Source organism: Anaeromyxobacter dehalogenans 2CP-1 (genome assembly GCF_000022145.1).
In the GTDB taxonomy this organism is placed as follows: domain Bacteria; phylum Myxococcota; class Myxococcia; order Myxococcales; family Anaeromyxobacteraceae; genus Anaeromyxobacter; species Anaeromyxobacter dehalogenans.
Genome location: NC_011891.1, coordinates 1,950,907 through 1,972,546, shown reverse-complemented (window position 1 = coordinate 1,972,546; position 21,640 = coordinate 1,950,907). Strand labels below are relative to the sequence as shown.

Sequence of the window (21,640 nt, the reverse complement as noted above, 5' to 3'; positions counted from 1 at the left end):
CCCCTAGAACCGCTTGAACTCGCCGGCTGCGGCGGGCTTGCCGTTGCGCGGCTCGGGCTGCGGCCAGGGACGGTCCAGCGCCGGCAGCGGCGCGGGGGCCGGCGCGCGCAGGGGGAGGTGGCGCGGCGCGCTCCTCCGCTCCTCGCGGACCGTGAAGAAGCCCATGAGCTGCTGCAGGCCCTCGGCCTGCGACGCCAGCTCCTCGGCGGTGGAGCTGAGCTCCTCGGCCGCGGTGGCGTTCCGCTGCGTGACCTGGTCCACCACCCCCATGGCCTTGCTGACCTGCGAGACGCGGTCGCTCTGCTCCTGCGACGCCGCCGCCACCTCCTGCACCAGGTCGGCCGTCTTCTGGATGGCCGGGACGAGGTCGGTGATGAGCCGCCCGCTCTCCTCGGCCACCGAGAGCGAGCTCTCGGCCAGCGTGCCGATCTCGCCGGCGGCCTTCTGCGCGCGCTCGGCCAGCTTGCGCACCTCGGTGGCGACGACCGCGAAGCCCCGGCCGTGGTCGCCGGCGCGGGCGGCCTCGATGGCCGCGTTCAGCGCCAGCAGGTTCGTCTGGTAGGCGATCTCCTCGATGATCGAGATCTTCTCCGCGATGGAGCGCATGGCCGCGACCGTCTCGGTGACGGCCGTGCCGCTGCGGCCCGCGCTGCCCGCCTGCGCCTTCGCGGCGGTCTCGGTCTGGCGCGCGCTCTCCGCGTTCTGCGTGATGGAGGCGTGCATCGCCTCGAGCGAGGAGGTCGTCTCCTCCACGCTGGCGGCCTGCTCGCCGGTGCCCTGCGAGAGCGTCTGGGCGGTGGAGGAGACCTGCGACGAGGCGCCCGCCAGCGCGTCGGCGCCGGCGCGCACCTCCGAGATCACCTGCGCCAGCTTCTCGCCCATGGTCTTCATCGCGGCGAGCAGCTTGCCCAGCTCGTCGCGGCCGGAGACCTCCACCGCGTCGCGCAGGTCGCCCGCCGCGATCCGGTCGGCGGCCTTCACCGCGCTGCCGAGCGGCAGGACGATGGTGCGCGTCACCCAGAACGAGAGCACGATCGCGATCGCCGCGGTGGAGAGCAGCACCGCCACCACCAGCACCCGGGCCGACTCGTACATGGCGTGCCCGGCCTCGGCCGCCTCCTGCATCTGCGCGCCCTGGGCCTTCGTGTAGTCCGACCAGCCGAACTCGACCGCGGTCAGCGCCGGCACGAGGTCGTCGCGCGTCACGCGCTTGGTCTCGGCCAGGTTCAGCGTGCGGGCGGTCTCGAGCGTCTTCTGGAACGTCTTGCCCAGGTGGGCGCGGCGCACCGCGAGCTCCGCGAGCACCTGCTTGGTGCGCTCGTTGTCCACCACCGTGATGCCGCCCTCCATCGCGGCGAGCTTGTCGCCCTCCTCGTTCGCCCGCTGCGCCTCCTTGCGAAGCTCGAGGATGGTCTCGATGCGCCGGAGCGCCTCGGCGGGATCGTCGGTCGAGAGCATGACGCCGACGTGGTTCGCCTGCTGCGCCGTCACGTGGAGCCCGCGGATCGCCATCTCGAGCGAGCGGAGGCGCTGGCGCGCCACCTCGTCCAGCCCCTGGTCGAGCTGGGCCAGGCGCGACAGCGCGAAGAAGCCGACCGCCACGAACGCGGCGGTGACGAGCATGAAGGCGAAGGTGAGGCGGACGCCGATCGAGAACTTCCGCATGGTGACCTCTGGTGAAGAAGAGCGGGCGTGACGGGTGGACCGCCGCCCCGCCGGGAGCCCGGCGGAGCGGCGATCCGGCCGCGGGCTAGATCACGCCCATCGCGGCGCGGAGCTGCGGGTGGAAGATGCGCTTCGGGATGACGCCGTAGATGCCCTTCTGGCCGTTCACCACCTGCGTCACGCGGAAGCTGACCGCGAGGCTGCAGAGGGCGTAGGCGTCGAGGCGGGTCAGGCCGGCGCGGGCCTCGAGGAAGTCGATCGCGTTCAGCAGGGCGATGCGGAAGGCGGTGTCGAGGTCCGGGTTCGTGCCGTGGACGATCCAGGCGTCCGGCGTCTCGTGCATCGGCCAGGCGAGCGCGACCTGCTTGTGGAGGATCACGCGGACGCGGATCTCCTTCATCGCGGTCTCCATCGCGGTGAGCGTCACCTCGCCGTCGCCCTGCAGCGCGTGCGAGTCACCGGTGAAGATCTTGCCGCCGCGCTGGAACACCGGGACGAACAGGCGCGAGCCCTCGCCCGCCTCGCGGCAGTCCACGTTGCCGGCGTGCTGCCCCGGCGGCACCGAGCTGATCACGCCGTAGGCGTGGCCCGGGGGCGTGGGGAACACGCCGTTCGCCGGCGCGACGCCCATGGTGCCCTGGAACGGCGCGAGCCGGAGCTGGATGCCCGGCGCGAACTCGGAGGTGTTGTTGGCGGTGTCGAGATCGAAGTACTTGGCCTGCCCCTGCGGGAAGGCGTCGGGCAGCGCGCCGGTGCCGAGGGCGCCCGGGTTGTTGAAGCAGACCGCCCAGTCGGTGGGGCGGACGCGCAGGTACTGGATCTCGAGCACGTCGCCCGGCTCGGCGTCGCGCACGCCGACGGGGCCGATGATCGAGTGCGGCCCGACGCCCGGGTGGGCGAGGCGCAGGCGCGCGATCTCCTCGATCGGCATGCCCGGCTGCAGGTCGTTGAGGAAGTGGCTCCAGGTGTTCGGGTACGAGACCACGTCCCCGGACTCGATCTGGACGATGTCGGGCAGGTTGGAGTCGAAGATGCCCCACTTCGTGGTCTCGTAGGTGGACTCGACCACGTGCACCCGGCCGCCGCCCTGCTGGAACAGGCTGAAGCCGCCGGTGCCCTCCGCGCGGGCGCGGGAGAGGACCGGCGCCGCCGCCGCCAGCGCGCCGAACAGGCCGCCGGCCTTCAGGAACCCGCGGCGGCTGCGCGCCGAGAGCAGGTGGTCCACGTCGTCGCCGCGCACCTCGTCGAGCCGCGTGAGGCGCTCGCCGCGCTGCTCGACGGCGAGGTCCACCTCGGCGCCCGACATCCCGCGCGTCGCGCTCGGCCCGCAGCAGCCGCAGATGCCGCCGTGGAAGTCGTGCGTCGCCCCGGCCTCGTGACTCTTGTCGTGCTTCACGCTCATTGACGCGTCTCCTGGCTGGTCCGTCCTCACCACGTCCGCCCCGTCGAAACGACGAAGCCCACGCGTGCTCTGGGCAGACGTGGGCTGGGGCCGGAGGACCGGTCTCGCCACGGCGGCCACGGCCGTCCGGCGTCGCCGGACCCGCGGCTTTGCGCTTCACCCTAAGTGCGGGTGAATTGCCCTGAAGCGTGGTGCCCTTCACCGTAAGAGACTCCCCCCTAGGAGGTCAAGACTCAGCGTCGCAGTACCGCCGGTGTACCCAACGGGAGTCATGCGGGGGCCTGCGCGCGGCGCGCCGCCCCACGCACATCCGCTCACCGTGAACCGCTCGCTCAGGGCCGCGTCGTGAGCGCGCCGAGCACGTGGGGGCGGCTCCCGCCCCGATCGCGCAGCGCGAACCCGAGCCCCTCCGCGATCTCCCAGCGCCTCAGCGTCACGGCGGCCGGCAGCAGCACCGGCGCCCTGAAGGAGGCGTCCAGCCGGACGGGCCCCGGCGGCAGCCCGGGGCCGAGCTCCGCGGCGATCCGCGCGAGCGACCACATGCCGTGCGCGATGGCCCGCTCGAAGCCGAACGCGCGGGCGGTGAGCGCGGAGAGGTGGATGGGGTTGAAGTCGCCCGACGCACGCGCGTACCGGCGCCCGGTCGCGGCCGGCACCTCCCAGCGGCGCTCGTCCGCGCCGGCGGGATCCGCGTCCCCCGGCGCAGGGGGACCGCGGCCGGCGCCGGGTCGGCGGGCGAGCAGCACCGCCTCCTCCTGCCACGCCAGCTCACCGGCGGCCCATGCCTCGGTCACCAGGTCCAGCTCCTGGCCGCGCCCTGCCTCGCGCGGGCCCGAGAGCCGCGCGCGCAGCTCGAGCGGCACGCCCTCGGGCAGCGGTCGGAGCGCGTCGATCCGGTTGCGGAGGTGGACCAGCCCGAGCGCCCGCACCGGGAGCTCCGGCGCGGTGAGGAGCGCGAGGTGCAGCGGCCAGGCGAGCACGTGCGGATAGGTGACCGGCAGGTCGGGGCCGGCGGCGAACCCGCACACGTCGCGGTAGGTCGCGAGCCGCCGCGGGTCGCAGCGGATCCCTGCCGCGCGCCGCTCCAGCGCGAACCCTCCCTGCCCCGGCGCGGCGACGCGGGGCTTCCGCGAGAGGAGCGCGCGGGCGTAAGCAGTCCAGGGACCGGGGGACGGGGTGACGCGCACGGCCCTTCTTACCCGATCCGCGGCCTCGCGGCCCGCGCGGCGGCCCCGACGCGGGGAGGCCGGGGCGGCCACGACCACCCCGCCGGCGAGACGGGCGCCTGGGCGGGCGCCAGCGCGCGGTTACGCCCTCTCCGGCCGCGCACGATCCGTACGAACGTCGGATGTCTTCGCCATCGCCTCCGGCGTAGCGTGCGCGCCCATGTGCGACGACGGCCGCGTGCGGGGGCACGGCGGCGGCGGCGCCGAACGGTGCGGGCGAAAGCTCGCGGAGGGACGACGAATGGGCTCGAGGAGCATGCGGACGAGGTTCGGTTCGGTGGCAGGCGCGGCGGCGCTGGCGGCGGCGGTCGCCGGGTGCGGCGGGCAGGCACCGGAGGACGAGGCGGCGGCCTCGGCGGCGGCGCGCGCCGCGTCGGAGGGCCAGGCGCTGGCGGCCGCGCGCGCCGCGAGCGCGCGCTACCACGACGTCGCGGTCGCCGAGGCGGAGGGCTTCGCGCCGCTGAGCCCGTGCGTCGCGTCGCCCGCCGGCGCCATGGGGATCCACTACATCAACCTGGCGCGGCTGCTCGATCCGTCGATCGAGGCGGACGCGCCCGAGGCGCTGCTGTACCTGCCCACCGCCGACGGGCTCGCGCTGGTGGGCGTCGAGTACGTCCTGCCCATCTTCCACGACGGCGCCCCGTGGATCGGGAGCACCCCGCCCGACGCCGCCGACGTTCCGCCGCGTCCCAGCCTGTTCGGGCAGGCGTTCCAGGGGCCGATGGAGGGCCATGGGCCCGGCGAGCCCTGGCACTACGACCTGCACGTCTGGATCTGGCGCAACAACCCGGCGGGCACGTTCGCGCAGTGGAACCCGGCGCTGTCCTGCCCCTGAGCGACCGTTCGCGATCCGCGATCACCATCGGGAGGCGCGGATCGCGCTCGGCCCAGCCGGTCAGGCCTCCTCGCGCGCGCCGGGTCCGGCCAGGATCGCGCCGGGCCCGGCGGCGCGGGCGCGCTCGGGCGGGCGCGCCGCGGCGAGGCGCGCGAACAGCTGCGCGCGGCTGCGGGCGCCGGTCTTGTCGAAGACGTGGGTGAGGTGGTCGCGCGCGGTGTAGGGCGAGATGCCCAGCGCCGCCGCGATCTCCTTGGTGCAGAGCCCCTGCAGCGTGAGCTGCAGCACCCGGCGCTCCGCCGGCGTCAGCCCGAACGCGCAGACCTGCAGCTCCGCCAGCTCCACCGGCGCAACCGGCTCGATGACCGCCGCGAGCTCCACGCCCGCGCGGCCGGCGGGCCGGAAGCCGTGTACGGTCAGCCAGCGCCCGGAGCGCGCGCGGGCCCGCACCCGCGGCGGCCCGGCCGCCTCCCCCGCCTCGTCGCGCCGGCGCGCGGCGGCGGCGACGGCCTGGAGCGCCAGCGGCGGCGCCGCCCCGTCCCCGCCCAGCTCCTCCAGCCAACGCTCCGCGGCCGAATCGGCCGCGACCCGCTCCAGCCCGGGCCCGAGCAGCACCAGCCCCGGCGCGTCCTCCGGCGCGCGCGCCGACGCGCCCTCCAGGAGCAGCGACGCGCGGAGCGCCTCCGCGAGGCTCCGGGCGATGCGCCCCAGCGCCTCGGCCTCTGGCCCCGTGAACTCCGGCCGCCCGCGCTCGCGGTACAGGTCGAGCCAGGCCCAGCAGCCGCCGCCGGCCACGCACGCGCTGCGCGCCTGGCGACCGAGCCCGATGGGCGCGAGCACGTCGCGGTAGCGGGCACTCCGCTCGGGACGGCCGGCGGTGCTCACGCCGAGGACGCCCACGTGCCGCCGCCCGCGGGCGAGCGCGGACAGCTTGTCGTAGTCGTCCTCGCGGATCTCGTTGTCGAGGATGGCGGCGCAGTAGCGGTCGGGCAGCTCGTGGAGCACGCCGGCGGTGGGCAGGAGCGTGGCCGGGTCGGTGGCCGCGAACGCCGCCGCCTCGAACGGGATCGCGTCCGCGACGCGGCCCCGGGCAGCCTCCCACAGCGTGGTCCAGGGCAGGCCCCGCCGGCACAGCGCCGCCACGTCCCGCTCCACGCGCTCCGTCCCCGCCCGGCGATCCGGCATGGCGGCCCCCTCCGCCGGGGCGCGCGGCGCCGCCGGTGGCGGTCCCCATAGCCGCCTCGCCCGCCGCGGCGCCAGCGCCCGCTCCAACTGGTTCGGCGCCGGGCGGCGCGGCCCATTCCCCGACGGCCGTCGGATGGTGTCCGCCCCACGCCGGCGCGAGGTTCGGCGCAGGCGCGGCGGCGGAGCCGCCGGCGGAGGAGGCGACATGACCCGGGACGAGATGGATCGGCTGGTGGACCGGCACTTCGAGCAGGAGGCGCACGACGACCTCGACGGCGTGCTGTCCACGTTCACCGAGGACCTGCAGCACCGCTGCGTGGGATCGACCTGCGGGCCGCTCTCCGGGAAGGAGGCCGTCCGGGGCTTCTACCGCCAGCTGTTCGAGGATCTGCGCGGCGAGGGCGTGCGCCCCATCGCGCGCCGGTACGGCGAGGGGTTCCTGGTGGACGAGACCGAGTGGACCGGGACGATCGCCGACGCGAGCTTCTGCGGGCTGGCCGGATGGTCCGGGCGCGCCACGTTCCGGATGCTGCACGTGTTCGAGCTGCGCGGCGACCGGATCTCGCGGGAGGAGCTGTGGTTCGACGTGGCCGCGCTCCGGGCGCAGCTCGCGCCGCCGGTGCGCGGCCAGCGCGGCGACGCGGCAGCGGCGCGCGACGCCGCGACCCTGGGGTGAGCCGGGCCGCGCGCCCGTCGAGCCGGCGCGTCCGCGCGGTCCGCCGATCGACGCGGCCGCGCCCGCGGCGCTGCCGGGGCCCGGGGACTCAGGGAGGCGGTCCCGGCTCCGCCGCCGGCGCGCGGCGCGCCCGACGCACGGCGGCCTCCGCGAGCAGTCGCTCGAGCTGATCGAGGTCGGGCGGCTTCGCGAGGTGGGCGTCGAACCCGGCGTCGCGCGCACGCTGCACGTCGTCGGGCTGCGCATACCCGGTGAGCGCCACCGCGTACGTCGCGGCGCCTCCGGGCACGGCGCGGACGCGCGCCACCACCTCGTAGCCGTTCAGGTCGGGCAGCCCCACGTCGCAGATGAGCGCGTCCGGCAGCCGCTCCCGGACGGCCTCGATCCCCTGGCGTCCGTCCGCGGCGAGGCGGACCTCGTGCCCCTGCATCCGCAGGATCTCGCCCAGCGTCTCACGCCCGTCGGCCTCGTCCTCCACGAGCACCAGGTCGAGGCGCGGGACGGCGGGCGCCGCGGCGCGCCCGGCGACCCCGGCGCGCTGCGGCGCCAGCGGGAGCGTCACCACCAGCTCCGCGCCGCGGCCGGCCCCCTCGCTCCGGGCGACCACCGTCCCGCCGTGCATGCCCACCAGGCTGCGCACCAGCGAGAGGCCGATCCCCATCCCCCCGCGCGCGGTCCAGCGGGTGCGCTCCGCCTGGGCGAACGGCTCGAAGATCGCCTCGAGAAGGCCCGGATCGATCCCGACGCCGGTGTCTCGGACCCGCAGCACGCAGGCCCCACCCTCCGCGCGCACGGTCACGCCGACCCGCCCGCCGGGCGGCGTGAACTTCACCGCGTTGGTGAGCAGGTTGCCCGCGATCTGGCCGAGGCGCGTCGGATCGGCGTCCACCCACACCGGCTGGTCGTCGAGGTCGAGGTGCAGCGCCGGCCCGCGCTCGTCGAACAGCGGCCGGAGGTCGTCGCAGGTGCGGCGCACCACCTCGCGGGCGTCGAGCACCGTGCGCTGCAGCGCGATCTTCCCGAAGTTCACGCGGCTGAGGTCGAGCAGGTCGTCCACCAGCTTGGCCAGGTGATCCGCCTGCCGCTCGATGACCGCGCGCGCCCGCTCCGCCTGCGGTCCGCCGGGCGGCGCGTGGTGCAGCAGGTAGACCGCGTTGCGGATCGGCGCGAGCGGGTTGCGCAGCTCGTGCGAGAGCACCGCCAGGAAGTCCGTCTTCCGCCGATCCGCGTCGCGCAGCGCCTGCTCGCGCTGGCGGTGCTCGATGAGATCCGCGGCCTGCCTGGCCAGCAGGTCGAGCATCCGCAGCGTCACGTCGTCGGGCCGGTGCGGCTCGCGCCAGTGCGTGGAGATCATCCCGAGCGGCCGCCCGTCGCGGGCGATGAGCGGCGTGGACTGCAGCGCCCGCACGCCGGCGTCCTCGAGCAGGCGCCGCGCCTGCGTCCCGGCGAGGTGCGCGCAGGCGCGCGCGTCCTCCACCACGTGCCGCTCCTTCCCGCGCAGCCGCTCCGGGCAAGCGATGGGATCGTCGGGCACGTCCGCGAGCGACCGCACCACGTCCGGCGGGAACCCGCGGTGCGCCACGAGCCGGAGCGCGGCGGAGCCTTCCTCCAGGATGTGGAGCGTCCCCATGCGCGCGCCCGCCACCGCCAGCGCCGCGTCCATCACGGCCTCGAGCAGCGTGGGGAGCGCGTCCTCGCTCACCAGGCGGGCGGACACCTCGTGCAGCCGCTCCAGCGCGGAGCGATCGGCCAGGAGCCGCGCCTCCGCGTCCATGCGCTCGGTGATGTCGAACACCAGCCCGGCGCTCCGGTCCGGGCGGTGCCCGCTCCGGGTGACCGCGGTGATCACCAGCCGCACCCAGCGCCAGCCCTCTCGGCCGCGCACCCGCAGCTCGCGCTCGAGCTCGGCGGCCTTGCCCGTGGCGTACTCGGCCATCGCGGACACGAAGCCGGGCGCGTCCTCGGGGTGCAGCCGCTCCATCAGCCAGGGGACGAGCGCCGGGCAGACCGGCAGCGCCTCCGGCGCGAAGCCCAGGATCTCCGCCATCCGCGGCGTGGCGAAGCCGCTGGAGAGATCGGCGGAGTGCTCGAAGTAGGCGGCCCCGGAGGCGCGGATGACCTCCCTCAGCTTGCGCTCGCTCTCCCGCAGGTGCTCCTGGAGCTGCTTGTGCGCGGTGACGTCGGTCACGTAGCCGTGCCAGATCACCCCCTCGCCGGATTCAGGCTGCGGCGACGACCAGCCCTCGATCCAGCGCAGCCCGCGCGTCGGGTGCTGGTATCGGAACACGTCGTGCCAGCGCGAGAGCGTCCGGGCGGACGCCGCGATCCGCCGGACCACGCCGGGCAGGTCGTCGGGGTGGACGTTGCGCGCCCAGGCCGACATGTCTCGCGCGAGCTCCTCGCGCGACACGCCGTACAGCTCCTCCGCGGCGGGCGTCGCGAACGGCATCGAGGCGGTGCCGTCCGGCCGGAGCCGGAACGAGCAGATCACGCCCGGCACGCTCTCGGCCAGCCTCGCGAACTGCTCGCGCAGCGACACCTGCGGATCGGCCGGGGTCGGGCCCGTCGCCTCCTCGCGCGAGGGCTCGCTGCCGGCGGGCGGCTCTGCCTCGCGGCGGGGCATGCCTGCGATCTGCTCAGCGTGGCGACGCGCCGCAGGACCCTGGGGGCCGAACCCTGGGTCCTGCCTCCGCCGGGTGGGCTCCGCGCGTCGCGGCGCGAAGCTTCCGGGGGGGCGCCCGTCGGCACTAGGCGCTTCTGGAACCGCGCCGTGCGCGGCCGGCGCGGCGCCGGGGCCGCGGCGCCCGGCGCCGCCACCCCGGGTGATCCCTCACGCGATCTTCTCGAACCGCGACGCGGGCGTGCCGCACACCGGGCACTTGTCGGTGGGGACGCCGAACTCGACGTCGCCGCAGACCGGGCACAGGTACACGTCCATCTTCGACAGGTCCTGCCCGGACTCGAGCGCCGCCAGCGCCTGCTTGAACAGGGTGGCGTGCACCTTCTCCACCCGGTTCGCCCAGTCGAGCATGGTCTTCGCCTTGTGCTGCTCGGCGATGGCCTGCTCGACCATGGGCGGGTACATCTCGGTGTACTCGTAGGTCTCGCCGGCGACCGCCTCGCGCAGGTTCTCGAGCGTGGAGCCGACGCCGCCCATGTTCTGCAGGTGCGCCAGCGCGTGGAGGGTCTCGGCGTCGGCCGCGGCGCGGAACAGGCGGGCGATCTGCGGGTAGCCCTCCTTCTCCGCCTTCCTCGCGAACGCGAGGTACTTCCGGTTGGCCTGGCTCTCGCCGGCGAACGCGACCTTGAGGTTCTCCGCGGTGGTGGGCATCGGCTGTCTCCTCCTGCGTGTGGGTGGACGATCGCGCGTCGGGACCGGGGACGCTGCCCGGCGGCCCGCGCTACCCGGCCGCCGGCGTGCGCGCCTGGCCGCGGCGCTGGGCGAACCCGCCCCAGGCCAGGAACGCGATCTCGGCCAGCGCGATGAGCACCATCCAGATCACGATGGGCGAGTCGCCGAAGCCGTACGCGTGGAGCCCGGTCCCGAGGACGTAGTTCACGCCGAGGTACGTCATGAGGATGGTCTGGAACGCGATGATGCTCCAGGCCGCCACGCCGAACCGGCCGAGGAGCCGGTCGGAGCGGCCGTGCAGGATGGCCATGTAGGCGAGGAAGGCGACCAGCGACCAGACCTCCTTCGGATCCCAGCCCCAGTACCGGCCCCACGACGACGCCGCCCAGATCGAGCCGGTGAGGATGCCGGCGATGAGCAGGATCGACCCGACCATCGTGTACCAGTAGTTCAGGTCGGCCATCTTCTCGATGAGGTCCTCGCGCCTGGGCGCCAGCGCGCCGAACGCGATCTGCATGTGCGCGATGATCACCCCCAGCGCCAGCACCGCGTAGCTCACCATGATGATGGGCACGTGGATGGCGAGCCAGGGCGTGCCGGTGAGCACCGGCGGCATCGGGTGGATGAAGCCGTCCATGGGCAGCAGGTCCACCAGCAGCATGGTGAGCGTGGCGCCGGCGCTCGCGTTCACCAGCACCAGCCGGTTGCGGATGAACACGAGCGCGACGAGCGCGAACAGGCCCACGCCCCACGCCAGGAACAGCATCGACTCGTACATGTTGGACGCGGGCACGCGGCCACCGACGGCCCACCGGGTGCCGAGGCCCCAGGTCATCACCCCGAACCCGATCACCAGCAGCACCGCCGCGGCCGCGTCGAGCGTGCGGTTCCGCGTGCGCCAGCCGGCGATCGCGGCCACCAGCGCACCCACCAGCACGATCCAGGCGATGCGGCTCGGGCGCGTGGCGTTGTACGAGACCTCGCGATCCATTGCGGCGGCCGACGGCCAGCCCTCCAGGCGCGGCCCGCGGGCCACCTCGAGCAGGCCCGGAAGCCCCGGCTGCGGCGCCGGGTTCCAGCGCGCCTCGGCGGGCCCGCCCACCGGCACCGGTCGCACGCCGCCGGAGATGAGGTCGCCCATGCGCTGGGCGCGCTCGTAGAGCTTCTCGACGTCGGCGAGGACGCCGCGGCGCGGCTCGTTGTGCGCCTCCTGCTCGGAGGCCTGCCGCATGAGCTGCCCGAACTGCGGGCTGCGCGCCACCTGCACCAGCGCCGCGTGCGTGGCGCCGGGGAGCCCGATCGCCTCGGCGAGCTTCGCGTCGTCGAGCGCGATCACCGGCTCGTTCGCGGCGGCCTGCGGGTTCGCCAGCCAGCCCGCCGCGACCACCACCGAGTCGCGGCCCTGCCACTGCCGCCGGCCGGTGATCTTCCAGACGTTCTCGCGCGCCCACGTGTCGAGCGGCATGAGGCGCCCGTCGGCCTGCACCGGCAGGCGCCGCAGCGCCTCCAGATCGGCCTTCGTCACCTGATCCTCGGCGGCGGCGGGGCGCGCCAGCGCGAGCACGGCCAGGCTCGCGAGCAGCGCGGCGGCGCGGCGGCGCTGCACGATGCGCGTGCCGAACACCACGCACATGCCCAGCACCAGCAGCACGTAGCCGGCGAAGACGATGGGCTGGCCCGGGTCCTTCGACACCGAGAAGACCGACGCCTCGCGCCCGTTCTCCTGCTGGTAGCTCGACTGGAAGATGGTGTACCCCGCCACCTCCAGCGGGTGGTTCATCCAGAGCGCGCCGGGCGTGCCGGCCCCGGTCTGCGCATCGAGGATGACCACGTAGCTGCGGAACTGCGCCGGGCGCATCGTCCCCGGGTAGTGGTCGATCTGGAAGTCCATCAGCCGGACCGAGAACGGCAGCGTGTGTCGCGCCACCAGCTGGCCGTTCTCCACCTGGTCGATCTCGTTGCCGGTCTGGCCCTCCCACAGGCCGAGCGTCCCCTCCACCTTGAAGAAGTAGGTGACGAGCGCGCCGACCAGGATCAGCACCAGCGAGCCATGGGTGAGCAGGTAGCCGATCCGCATCTTCCCGTACGGGAACAGCGCGACCAGCGACGCGACCACGTTCACCGTGAACAGCGCCTGGAGCGCCAGGAACCAGGGCGCGTAGTAGACGAGCCGACCCGCCACCTCGACGCCGGACCGCGACTCGATGATCGTGCCCGCCGACAGCCCGAGCAGCAGCAGCACGAGCAGGATCACGGCGAGCTTGAGGGAGGACAGCAGGGCGAGGAGCTTCGGCATCGAACGACCTCTGCAGCGGAAGGGCTCCGGGCCGGGGTGTGTGCCGGCGCGGCGCTTTCGGGGGAAAGCGGCGGCATGGTACCACCAGGGGCGTCCCGGACGCGCACCGAACCCGCCGCCGACGGCCGGCGCGGCGCAGGGGTAAGTGGCGGAGGCGAGGGCTCTTCTGGCGGGCGTGGGCGGGGCGCGACATCGCGCCGCACGCAGGGGCCCGTCAGCGCCGCGGACCGCGCCGCGGGGCCCCGGGCCGGGGCCCGGGCCCGCGACCGTGCTGGGAGGGCGCCCCTGACCCGGGGCGCGGCTGCGCGTGGCCCGGCCGGTCGCGGGGGGCGGCGAGCGGCAGGCGCTCGACGCGGATCACCTCGGGTCCGGCGGCGGCGCCGGCGCGGCGCCGTTCGCCGCCGCGATCCCCTCCGTGCTCGCGGCGATCGGCTGGGCGGCCCCCGCGGTCTGCAGGGCGGGCGCCGCGGTCGCTCGGGCGGCCGCCGCGGTCGCCGGCGCCCGGTCCGCGCTGCCGGTTCCCGGGCCCGCGCCGCTGCGGCGCGTCGCCATGCGCGGGCGCAGCGCGCGGGGGCGCCGGGTGCGTGGGCGCGGGCGTCGGGTGCGCGGGGCCAGGCGCCGGGTGCGCGGGTGCGGCGCGCGGGGCCGCGGCGTGCGGCCGCGGCGGCTGTCCATGACCCCCGGCGCGGGCGGACGGGTGCGCGGGCGCGCGGGGCGCGGGCTCCGGGGCGCGGCCGGACGGGACGAAGTCGGGGGTCAGCTCGCGCCGGACATACGCGCGCCAGATCTCCCGTGCGTCCCCGGCGGCGGCGTGGAGCGCGGGATCGAGGGCGGCGAAGAAGCGGCGCAGGTTCTCGAGGTCGCGGCGGAAGAACGCCTCCGCCTGCCCGTTGTGCGCGGCGCCGACCACCTGCGGGAAGTCGATCACCACCGGGCCGTCGTGCCCGAGCAGCACGTTGTACGGTGACAGGTCACCGTGGATGAGGTCGCAGCAGAGCATGCGCACCGCCTGCGCGCGCAGGTCGGCGTAGAGCGCGGCGGCGCGCTCGCGCGGCACGCGCGCGTCCACCAGGCGCGGCGCGGGGTGGCCGTCGGGCCCGACCACCAGCTCCATGAGCAGCACGCCCTCGTAGAACAGCACCGGGCGCGGGACCCGCACGCCCGCGGCGTGGAGCGCGTGCAGCGCGTCGGCCTCGCGCGCCTTCCACGCCTCCTCCGCGGCCGCCTGGCCGAAGCGGCTCCCGCGGTCCATGGCGCGCTGCGTGCGGCTGTCGCGGACGCGGCGGCCCTCGCGGTAGGCCGCGTCGTTGCGGAAGGTGCGGGTCTGGCGGGCCTTGTAGACCTTGGCCGCGACCACCTCGCCGCCGGACTGGACGAGCCAGACCTCGGCCTCCTTGCCGGTCTTCAGGCGCGCGCCGACGGCTTCGACCACGCCGTCGGCGAGGAGCGGTGCGAGGGGGTCGTGCATGCGCGAGAGGCGCTACTTCTTCGGCGCGCCGCCGCCGGGGCCGCCGGGACCGCGCCCGCCGCCCGGGCCACCCGGCCGCCGGCCGCCGCCGCCCGGCCGCCCGCGCCCGCCGCCGCGCTCGTTGCGGCGGTCCTCGCGCAGCGAGTCCATGGAGAAGCCGCCGGTCGCCGCCCCGGCCCCCTTGCCGCCGCCGCCACCGCCGCGGCCGCCGCCTCCCCCGCCCCGGCCGCCGCGACCACCCCGGCGCCCGCCGCGATCGTCGCGGTCGCCACCGGCCGTCTGCTTCATGCTCGCGGGGAACAGGTCCACCAGGAACTGGTGGTCGCCGAGCGTCTTGGCGCCGGCGACGGGCTCCTCGACCCCGAAGACCCGGACCAGCCGGACGTCCTCGGCGCGGCGTCCCACCACCTCGACCGCGGCGCGGAGGAGCGCCAGGCGATCGCCGGACACCCCGGTCGCCCCGGACACCGCCGCGTCGAGCGCGGCCTTCACGGCCTCGCTCTCGCCCTGGGGCGCCGGCGCAGCGGGCGCAGCGGCCGCCGCGGCCGCCTCGGGCTGCGCGTCGGTGGCCGGTGCCGCCTCGGCCGGTGCCGCCTCGGCCGGTGCCGCCTCGGCCGGTGCCGCCTCGGCCGGTGCCGCCTCGGGAGCGGCATCGGGCGCCGCCTCGGTCGTGGCCGCGGGGGCAGGCGCCGCCGCGACGGGCTCGGGCTCGGCCGGGAGGTTGCGCCGCGCGGCCGCGATCGCCGCCGCCGCCGTCCGGATGAGGGTGCCGCTCAGCTCGGTCAGGGTCTTCATGGGGCCGTAGCCATACACCATCGGCCGGCGCCGACAAAGCGCCGCGGGGACCCGGCTCCGCGCCGGGCTAGGGCCTGGGCGGCGGGTGCTGGCGGGCCCAGGCCTGGAACCGTCCGGCGGCCCCCTGGAGGCGGGGCGAGGCGGTCGCCCAGGAGAAGGACCGGGTGAGCCGCAGGTCGCGCAGCGGAAGGATGCGCAGCGTGCCGGCGGCCACCTCCAGCTGGACGCTCCAGCGCGAGACGAACGCGACGCCCAGCCCCGCCACCGCGGCCATCTTGATCGACTGGTTGGAGCCGAACAGGAGCTCCGACCGCCGCACCGAGCGAGCCCCGAGGACGCCGGCCAGCGCCTCCTCCACCAGCGCGCGGGTGTTGGACCCGGGCTCGCGCAGCAGCAGCGGGGCCGAGGCGAGGTCGGCCGCGCGGGAGATGCGCAGGAGATCGCGGGCGGACGCGGCGGCGACCGCCACCAGCTCGTCCTCCAGGTATCGCTCCAGGTGGACGCGGGGCGAGCGCAGCCGGCCCTCCACGATCCCGAGCGGCACCTTCCCGTCGGCCACCCACTCCAGCACGCGCGCGGTGTTCGCGACCTGCATCCGGAACGGGGCGCGCCCGTGCACCGCCCGGTAGCCGGCGACGAGCGGCGGGACGACGTAGGAGGCGGTGGTCATGCTCGCGCCGAGCACCACCTCCTCGCCCACGCCCGGCTCGTCCTGGAACGCGCCCTCCACCTCGCCGAGCAGGGCGTGCACCTGCTTCGCGGTGTCGAGCAGCCGCAGCCCCCAGTCGTTGGGGGTGACGCCCTTCGACGAGCGGACCAGCAGCGCGCGGCCGCACTCCTCCTCGAGCGCGCGGATCTGCGCGGTCACCGCCGGCTGCGACAGGTGGAGCAGCTTGGCGGCGGTGGAGATCTTCCGGGCCTGCGCGACCACGCGGAAGGTCTCGAGCTTGCGGGGATCGAGGCGGCGCACCCGCGCAGGCTATCAGATCCCCTGCGCGGCCGGGAGCCGGCCATCAGCTCTGCCTATGGTCCATCCGATCTTGCGTGGAGGCGCGGCGCGCCCGCGGGCGCATCATCGCCTCCGGAACACGCCGGGCCGCGCCCGGCCGCTCAGCCCCGGAGGGCAACCGCACATGGCCTCGATCCAGACCCGCGTCACCCGCACCGTCGTCGCCCTCGACGACACCGCCAGCTGCGCCGAGGCCGCCCGCCTCATGACCGACCGCGGCATCGGCTCGGTCGGCGTGCGCCGCGGCGGGGCGCTCACGGGCCTGGTGACCGAGCGCGACCTGGTCGCCGCCATCGCGCGCGGGGTCGATCCCGCCAGGACGCCGCTCGCCGCGGTGCTGCGCCCCGACTTCCCCGCCGTCGCGCCGCAGGCCACCGACGCCGAGTGCGCCCAGCTCATGCGCACCCGCCGCACCCGCCACCTTGCGGTGCGCGAGGGCGGCGTGGTGGTCGGCGTCATCTCGATGCTCGACCTGGTGGACCTCGTGGTCGAGGAGAAGCAGTCGGACATCGAGCAGCTCGAGAGCTACATCCGCGGCGGCCGCGCCCACCAGCTGAGCGAGCCCATCACCACGATGTTCAGCCACGCGGCGAACTCGGCCTACTGATCCGACGGGGCTGCGCCCCGCCCCACGGAGCGGAGCTCCGCGGGGCCCCACCTTGCTGCGCGGGTCCCGTGACCTCGTGCGCCCGCCTGCGCGGGCTCGCACGACGTCCCCGCGGGCGCGGCCTTGCCGCGCGTACGGGGCTGCGCCCCGCCCCACGGAGCGGAGCTCCGCGGGGCCCCACCTTGCTGCGCGGGTCCCGTGACCTCGTGCGCCCGCCTGCGCGGGCTCGCACGACGTCCCCGCGGGCGCGGCCTTGCCGCGCGTACGGGGCTGCGCCCCGCCCCACCTTGCTGCGCGGGTCCCGTGACCTCGTGCGCCCGCCTGCGCGGGCTCGCACGACGTCCCCGCGGGCGCGGCCTTGCCGCGCGTACGGGGCTGCGCCCCGCCCCACCTTGCTGCGCGGGTCCCGTGACCTCGTGCGCCCGCCTGCGCGGGCTCGCACGACGTCCCCGCGGGCGCGGCCTTGCCGCGCTCGGGGCTGCGCCCCGCCCCGACCTCACCACGGCACCGGCCGGTAGTCCTTGAAGAACTGCCCGGCCGGATGCCGCCCGGTGCGGAAGCCGTCGAAGATGGGCGCCACGATGCGCGCCGCGCCGTCGACCACGTCGAGCGGCGGCGAGAACGCGTGCTCCTCCACCTTGCGCGCGGCGAGGTGGGCCGGGTCCTCGTCGGTGACCCAGCCGGTGTCCACCGCGTTCAGGAAGATCCCGTCCTTCGCGTAGTCCGCCGCGCTGGTCCGCACCAGCATGTTGAGCGCCGCCTTGGCCATGTTGGTGTGCGGGTGCCGGTCGGTCTTGTGCTCGCGGTAGAACTGCCCCTCCATCGCCGACACCATCACCACGTGGCGGGCCGCGTCGCCGCTGGTGGCGGTCCCCTCGGGCGCCCCGGGCGCCCGCGTCATCAGCGGCTTCAGCCGCGACGCCATCACGAACGGCGCCGTCGCGTTCACCAGCAGCACCTCCAGCAGCTCCAGCGTGGGCACCTCGTGCAGCCGGAGGCGCCAGGAGTTGTGCGTGCGCAGGTCCACCTGCTGCAGGTCCTGGTCGAGCACGCCGCGCGGGAACAGCTCCAACGCGCTCTTCCCGGGCAGGAGCAGGTCCGCGTCGCTGCGCGCCTGCGAGAGGAGCGCCGGCCCGGTCACGCCCGCCGCGCCGCCCTGGCCGCGGAGCGCGTCGCGGAGCGCCTCCCAGTCGCGCAGCAGCGCGCGCTCGGCCGGCGGCAGCGCGGAGGGCGCCACCTGCTCGGCCTCGAGCAGGTGCGCGTAGAACCCGGGCGGCCGCCGCACCGTCTGGCAGGCGTTGTGGAGCTGGAAGTCGAGCCGCGGCAGCGTCGCGTCGAGGCGCTGGCAGAGCAGCTCCACGCTGGGCGTGTGGCGCAGGTCCACGCCGTGGATGGAGAGCCGGTCCCGCCAGCGCTCGAAGTCCGCCTCGCGCGCGTAGCGCGCCGCGGCGTCGCGCGGGAACCGGGTCAGCGCCACCACGGTGCAGCCGGCGCGGAGCAGCAGCAGCGCCGCCTGGTAGCCGATCTTCACGCGCGCGCCGGTGACGAGCGCCACCCGGCCCCGCAGGTCCACGCCGGCGGTGCGGCGCGCCTGGTTCTCGTCGCCGCAGGCGCGGCACAGCTGATCGTAGAACGGGTGCAGGCGGCGGAACGTCGCCTTGCACACGTAGCACTTGCGCGGCTCCGACAGCTCCGGCCCGGTGTTCTCCGCGGCGGTGTCCGCGCCCGCGGCGGCGTCGCCCGCGCCCGGCAGCCGCGGCCACCAGCCGGACGCGTCGGCGCCGGGCGGCGGCAGCTCGGGGAGCGGCGCCACGAACACCGGCGCCTGCCGGAGCCGCTGGATGCCGGTGTCCCGGCGCAGGTCGGCGTCCCGGGAGCGGCGCGCGCGGTGCTCCTGCTTGAGCAGGGCCTTCTGCAGCTTCTTGCGGGCCTTGAGATCCGGCCGCGCCACCTCGCCGGCGAGCCGCTGCAGCGCCACGCGCGCGTCCGCGTCCACGCGCGCGAGCACGGTGCGGTCGTCGGCCACCCGCGCCAGCACGCGGAGGGCCGCCGCGAGGTCGGCCGGATCGAGGTCGGGCCCGCCGCGGTCGCCAGGGGTCGCCATGGGGGCGCATCCATACCCCGGCTGCGGGCGCGTGCCCACCCCCGCCGCGTGGCGGCGTGCCCCATCTGTCCCCCGTCCGCGCGTCCCGGCGGTGCGGGTCGGGCGCTCGCGCGACTTCCGCCGCGAGCGCCGGCGGGCGACGCTGGGCACGGTCGAGGGTCTAGCCGACCAGGGGGGACGCGATGATCCACTTCTACGAGGAGGCGGCGGGCGGCGCGGCGTGCCGGGCGGAGAACGGCCGGTTCTGGACCATCGTGCCCGTCACCGTGTCCTGCCCCGCCTGCCAGGCCGTGCTGGCGGAGCGGGAGTCGGAGCGCCGGGACCAGCGGGCCCCGCCGCCCCCGTGCGCGCCGGTGCTGCTCGGGCGACTGCGCCCGGCCTGAGCCTCAGCGTCCGGCCGTCCCGTCGCCCGGCGCTCCGCGGCCGCCCGCCTCGAGCACCCGCGCCAGCGTGGCCGGGTCGAGGGGCTTCTCGAGCCGGGCGTTCGGGACGCGCTCCAGGAACTCGCGCGCCCGGGTGGTGAACGCGCCGCCGGTCATGAACACGATGCGCGCCGCCTGGCCGGGATCGATCTCCTGGATGGACGCGTGGACGTCCATCCCGGCGAGCTCGGGCATCATCAGGTCGCAGAGGATCACGTCCCAGCGCTCGCCCGAGTGGACGCGCCGGAGGGCCTGCACCGGGTCGGTGCTCACGTCCACCGCGCAGTCGCGCGAGAGCGTCCGGCCGATGGCGCGCGCCACCAGCGGATCGTCGTCGAGCACCAGCACCCGCCGCCGGGGCGGCGCGGCGGGCGCGATGGGCGCCTCCGCCGGCGCGGCCACGGCGCCTTCCGGCGCCGGCGGGAGCAGCACGCGGAACCGGCTCCCCCGTCCCACCGCCGTCTCGACGTCGATCTCGCCGTCCAGCCCCTTCACGATCCCGTGGCAGATCGACAGGCCCAGCCCCGTCCCCTCCCCCACGCCCTTGGTGGTGAAGAACGGGTCGAAGATGCGGGGCAGCACCTCGGGCGCGATGCCCGTGCCGGTGTCGGTCACCACCACCTCGACGCGCCCGTCCGCGGCGAGCGCGGTGGAGACCTCGATGCGGTTCGCGTCGGGGTCGCCCTCGGGGATGGCGTGCGCGGCGTTCACGATCAGGTTCAGCATCACCTGCCCGATCCGCGCCTCGCTCGCCAGGACCCGCGGGACCGGCCCGAGCCGCACGCTCACCTGCGCCCGGTCGCCGGTGAGCGTCGCGGTCATCTTGAGGCAGCCCTCGATGACCTGCCCCACGTCCACCGGCTCGAGCCGGCCGTCCTCGGCGCGCGAGAACGCCTTCAGGTCGCGCACGATGTGGCGGACGCGGTCGGCGCCGGCCAGCGCCTCGCGCAGCGCCTGGAGCGCCTCGTCGACCGGCCCCTGCCGGCCGCGCGCGACGTCCACCGACCGCAGCCGCTCCAGCGCGAACGCCACGTTGCCGTACACGTAGGTGAGCGGGTTGTTCACCTCGTGGGCGACGCCGGCCGCCATCGTCCCGAGCGACGCCATGCGCTCCGCGACCTGGACCCGCGCCTGCATCTCCCGCCGCTCGGTGACGTCGCGGGTCACGCCGATGGCGCCGAGCACCTGCCCGTCGGCGCTCCACAGGAGGCTGAAGCGCGACTCCGCGTGGACCCGCCGGCCGTCCTTGGCCACCACCTCGTGCTCGATGAGCGCATCGGCGAACGGCTGCGCGTGCGGCGCCACCGCGCCGAGCCGGGCGAGCGCCGAGCGGATCCGCTCGATGGACGGCCGCGACAGGAGCCGCGGCCAGCGGACGCGGCACGCCTCCTCCGGCGTCCACCCTGCCAGGCGCTGCACCGCCGGGCTCACGTAGGTGAGGCGGCGCGCCGCGTCCACCATCCAGATCACGTCGGTGGCGCTCTCGGCCAGCAGGCGGAAGCGGGTCTCCTGCTCGGCGAGGTCCTGCACCGCCGCCTGGTGCCGGCGCCAGGCGCGCAGCGTCAGCCAGGCCGCGGCGGCGGTGAGCAGGCCGAAGGCGGCGAGCACGGCGGTGGCGAGCAGCGTGGAGCGGCGCCAGCCGGCGAGGTAGTCGTCGCACGCGAGCCCCACGATGACGAGGTGCCCGGTGCGCGCCATCCGCCGGAACGTGAAGGTGCGCTCGACGCCGTCCACCGCCACGCCGGAGTAGGTGGCGGCGCGGTGGCCGTCGCGGAGCAGCGCCAGCAGCTCGGGCGAGACGGTGCGGTCGCCGAGCGCGATGGGCGCGCCGGAGCTCTGGCGGCGCACCACCACGCCCAGGTCGGGATCGCGCAGCACGATGACGCCCCGCGCGCCCACGTCGTAGCCCTCCAGCGCGTGGGCCAGGTCCTCCAGCAGCACGCTCGCGACCGCGACGCCGGCGAAGCCGCCGTCCGCGCGCCGGAGCGCGCGGGCCATGACCAGCTGCGGGCGGGCGGTGAGCCGTCCCACGAGCGGGCTCGAGACGAGCACGCCGAGGCCGGGGTCGTCCCGCAGCCGCCGGAAGTACTCGCGGTCGGAGATGTCGCTGATGACCCCGGGGGGCGCGTCGCGGCCGTGCGCCAGCACCCCGTTCGCGTCGAAGACCTCGAGCGCGTGGACCTGCGGGATGCGTCCGCGCTGGCGCGCCAGGAAGTCGTCGAACACCGGCGCGTCCAGCCGGCCCGCGGCCGACTCGCGCGCATACTCGTCGGCCACCGTGAGCAGCGTCAGCTCGACCTTCTCGAAGATGCCGCCGAGGTACTGCTCCAGCGCGGCGGCCAGGTTCTGGGTGGCCGCGGTGGCGCGCTCGTGCTGGTGGAGCCGGCTCTGCTCGACCGAGGACCCGACCAGCAGGACGGCCAGCAGGTCGATGATCGCGACCGCCACCACCAGCGCCGGGGCCGCCCGCGACGACGCCCAGGCCGGGACCGGGGTCCGCTGTTCTTCGCCGCTCACGCTCGCGCTCCGGGGGCGCCGGGGGCCACGCGCCCCCGGTCGAGCAGCGAGAGTACCCTCCGGGCGCCGGCGTCGGAAGCG

The 21,640-nt window shown here is 76.0% G+C and carries 16 protein-coding genes and 1 riboswitch; of the genes, 4 read left to right on the top strand and 12 right to left on the bottom strand.

The genetic code is table 11. The annotated features are described in order from the left end of the window. Positions 1-3: 3 nt before the first annotated feature. The 3 genes from A2CP1_RS08845 to A2CP1_RS08835 all read right to left on the bottom strand — a co-directional run bounded on the left by A2CP1_RS08845 (position 4) and on the right by A2CP1_RS08835 (position 4,254). Complete coding sequence (locus tag A2CP1_RS08845; protein ID WP_012633030.1) at positions 4-1,665, bottom strand: methyl-accepting chemotaxis protein; 1,662 nt, start codon at positions 1,663-1,665, stop codon at positions 4-6. An 85-nt stretch (positions 1,666-1,750) separates the two neighbouring features. Next, on the bottom strand, positions 1,751-3,067 hold the full coding sequence (locus A2CP1_RS08840; RefSeq protein ID WP_012633029.1) for an acetamidase/formamidase family protein: 1,317 nt from the start codon (positions 3,065-3,067) through the stop codon (positions 1,751-1,753). Between the two features lie 108 nt (positions 3,068-3,175). Beyond that, positions 3,176-3,258, bottom strand: a riboswitch (cyclic di-GMP riboswitch). 141 nt (positions 3,259-3,399) lie between these two features. Beyond that, a complete protein-coding gene (locus A2CP1_RS08835; protein ID WP_012633028.1) occupies positions 3,400-4,254 on the bottom strand; it encodes a MaoC family dehydratase in 855 nt (284 codons plus the stop codon). A 316-nt stretch (positions 4,255-4,570) separates the two neighbouring features. On the opposite strand from A2CP1_RS08835, the gene A2CP1_RS08830 reads away from it, so the two are divergent. After that, a complete protein-coding gene (locus A2CP1_RS08830; RefSeq protein ID WP_245530020.1) occupies positions 4,571-5,128 on the top strand; it encodes a hypothetical protein in 558 nt (185 codons plus the stop codon). 60 nt (positions 5,129-5,188) lie between these two features. On the opposite strand, the gene A2CP1_RS08825 is transcribed toward A2CP1_RS08830, so the two are convergent. Next, positions 5,189-6,313, bottom strand: a complete 1,125-nt coding sequence (locus A2CP1_RS08825; protein WP_012633026.1) for a helix-turn-helix transcriptional regulator — start codon at positions 6,311-6,313, stop codon at positions 5,189-5,191. A 205-nt stretch (positions 6,314-6,518) separates the two neighbouring features. Between A2CP1_RS08825 and A2CP1_RS08820 the strand changes: the two genes are divergently transcribed. After that, positions 6,519-6,989, top strand: a complete 471-nt coding sequence (locus tag A2CP1_RS08820) for a nuclear transport factor 2 family protein (RefSeq protein WP_012633025.1) — start codon at positions 6,519-6,521, stop codon at positions 6,987-6,989. An 88-nt stretch (positions 6,990-7,077) separates the two neighbouring features. On the opposite strand, the gene A2CP1_RS08815 is transcribed toward A2CP1_RS08820, so the two are convergent. From A2CP1_RS08815 to A2CP1_RS08790, 6 genes are all read right to left on the bottom strand, one after another. Further along, the gene (locus A2CP1_RS08815) at positions 7,078-9,612 is read right to left on the bottom strand and encodes a hybrid sensor histidine kinase/response regulator (protein WP_012633024.1); all 2,535 of its coding nucleotides are present in this window, start codon (positions 9,610-9,612) and stop codon (positions 7,078-7,080) included. A gap of 207 nt (positions 9,613-9,819) precedes the next feature. Further along, the gene (locus tag A2CP1_RS08810; RefSeq protein WP_012633023.1) at positions 9,820-10,320 is read right to left on the bottom strand and encodes a rubrerythrin family protein; all 501 of its coding nucleotides are present in this window, start codon (positions 10,318-10,320) and stop codon (positions 9,820-9,822) included. Positions 10,321-10,390: 70 nt separating this feature from the next. Continuing rightward, positions 10,391-12,637 carry a cytochrome c biogenesis protein CcsA gene (locus tag A2CP1_RS08805; protein ID WP_012633022.1) on the bottom strand — a complete coding sequence of 749 codons (2,247 nt, stop codon included), beginning with the start codon at positions 12,635-12,637 and terminating at the stop codon, positions 10,391-10,393. A 214-nt stretch (positions 12,638-12,851) separates the two neighbouring features. Next, positions 12,852-14,105, bottom strand: coding sequence for an RIO1 family regulatory kinase/ATPase domain-containing protein (locus A2CP1_RS08800; RefSeq protein WP_012633021.1), 1,254 nt, complete (start codon positions 14,103-14,105; stop codon positions 12,852-12,854). A 12-nt stretch (positions 14,106-14,117) separates the two neighbouring features. Then, entirely contained in the window at positions 14,118-14,900 is a 783-nt protein-coding gene (locus tag A2CP1_RS23935) for a translation initiation factor 2 (protein ID WP_280959889.1), read from the bottom strand. A 67-nt stretch (positions 14,901-14,967) separates the two neighbouring features. Continuing rightward, entirely contained in the window at positions 14,968-15,870 is a 903-nt protein-coding gene (locus tag A2CP1_RS08790) for a LysR substrate-binding domain-containing protein (RefSeq protein WP_012633019.1), read from the bottom strand. A gap of 163 nt (positions 15,871-16,033) precedes the next feature. Between A2CP1_RS08790 and A2CP1_RS08785 the strand changes: the two genes are divergently transcribed. Next, the gene (locus tag A2CP1_RS08785) at positions 16,034-16,516 is read left to right on the top strand and encodes a CBS domain-containing protein (RefSeq protein ID WP_012633018.1); all 483 of its coding nucleotides are present in this window, start codon (positions 16,034-16,036) and stop codon (positions 16,514-16,516) included. A gap of 496 nt (positions 16,517-17,012) precedes the next feature. Here the strand turns inward: A2CP1_RS08785 and A2CP1_RS08780 are convergent, their stop codons facing one another. Beyond that, the gene (locus A2CP1_RS08780) at positions 17,013-18,620 is read right to left on the bottom strand and encodes an SDR family NAD(P)-dependent oxidoreductase (protein ID WP_012633017.1); all 1,608 of its coding nucleotides are present in this window, start codon (positions 18,618-18,620) and stop codon (positions 17,013-17,015) included. A 182-nt stretch (positions 18,621-18,802) separates the two neighbouring features. On the opposite strand from A2CP1_RS08780, the gene A2CP1_RS08775 reads away from it, so the two are divergent. Next, complete coding sequence (locus A2CP1_RS08775; RefSeq protein ID WP_012633016.1) at positions 18,803-19,003, top strand: hypothetical protein; 201 nt, start codon at positions 18,803-18,805, stop codon at positions 19,001-19,003. A 3-nt stretch (positions 19,004-19,006) separates the two neighbouring features. Here A2CP1_RS08775 and A2CP1_RS08770 read toward each other — a convergent pair whose 3' ends face one another. Beyond that, positions 19,007-21,559, bottom strand: coding sequence for a hybrid sensor histidine kinase/response regulator (locus tag A2CP1_RS08770; protein WP_012633015.1), 2,553 nt, complete (start codon positions 21,557-21,559; stop codon positions 19,007-19,009). Between the last annotated feature and the right edge of the window lie 81 nt (positions 21,560-21,640).

Excerpts from the sequence above, each read along its gene's own strand:
- A2CP1_RS08805 (WP_012633022.1), bottom strand. The coding sequence starts at position 12,637 with ATGCCGAAGCTCCTCGCCCTGCTGTCCTCCCTCAAGCTCGCCGTGATC.
- A2CP1_RS08840 (WP_012633029.1), bottom strand. The coding sequence starts at position 3,067 with ATGAGCGTGAAGCACGACAAGAGTCACGAGGCCGGGGCGACGCACGAC.
- A2CP1_RS08810 (WP_012633023.1), bottom strand. The coding sequence starts at position 10,320 with ATGCCCACCACCGCGGAGAACCTCAAGGTCGCGTTCGCCGGCGAGAGC.
- A2CP1_RS08800 (WP_012633021.1), bottom strand. The coding sequence starts at position 14,105 with ATGCACGACCCCCTCGCACCGCTCCTCGCCGACGGCGTGGTCGAAGCC.
- A2CP1_RS08820 (WP_012633025.1), top strand. The coding sequence starts at position 6,519 with ATGACCCGGGACGAGATGGATCGGCTGGTGGACCGGCACTTCGAGCAG.
- A2CP1_RS08845 (WP_012633030.1), bottom strand. The coding sequence starts at position 1,665 with ATGCGGAAGTTCTCGATCGGCGTCCGCCTCACCTTCGCCTTCATGCTC.
- A2CP1_RS08775 (WP_012633016.1), top strand. The coding sequence starts at position 18,803 with ATGATCCACTTCTACGAGGAGGCGGCGGGCGGCGCGGCGTGCCGGGCG.
- A2CP1_RS08785 (WP_012633018.1), top strand. The coding sequence starts at position 16,034 with ATGGCCTCGATCCAGACCCGCGTCACCCGCACCGTCGTCGCCCTCGAC.
- A2CP1_RS08780 (WP_012633017.1), bottom strand. The coding sequence starts at position 18,620 with ATGGCGACCCCTGGCGACCGCGGCGGGCCCGACCTCGATCCGGCCGAC.
- A2CP1_RS08815 (WP_012633024.1), bottom strand. The coding sequence starts at position 9,612 with ATGCCCCGCCGCGAGGCAGAGCCGCCCGCCGGCAGCGAGCCCTCGCGC.
- A2CP1_RS23935 (WP_280959889.1), bottom strand. The coding sequence starts at position 14,900 with ATGAAGACCCTGACCGAGCTGAGCGGCACCCTCATCCGGACGGCGGCG.
- A2CP1_RS08825 (WP_012633026.1), bottom strand. The coding sequence starts at position 6,313 with ATGCCGGATCGCCGGGCGGGGACGGAGCGCGTGGAGCGGGACGTGGCG.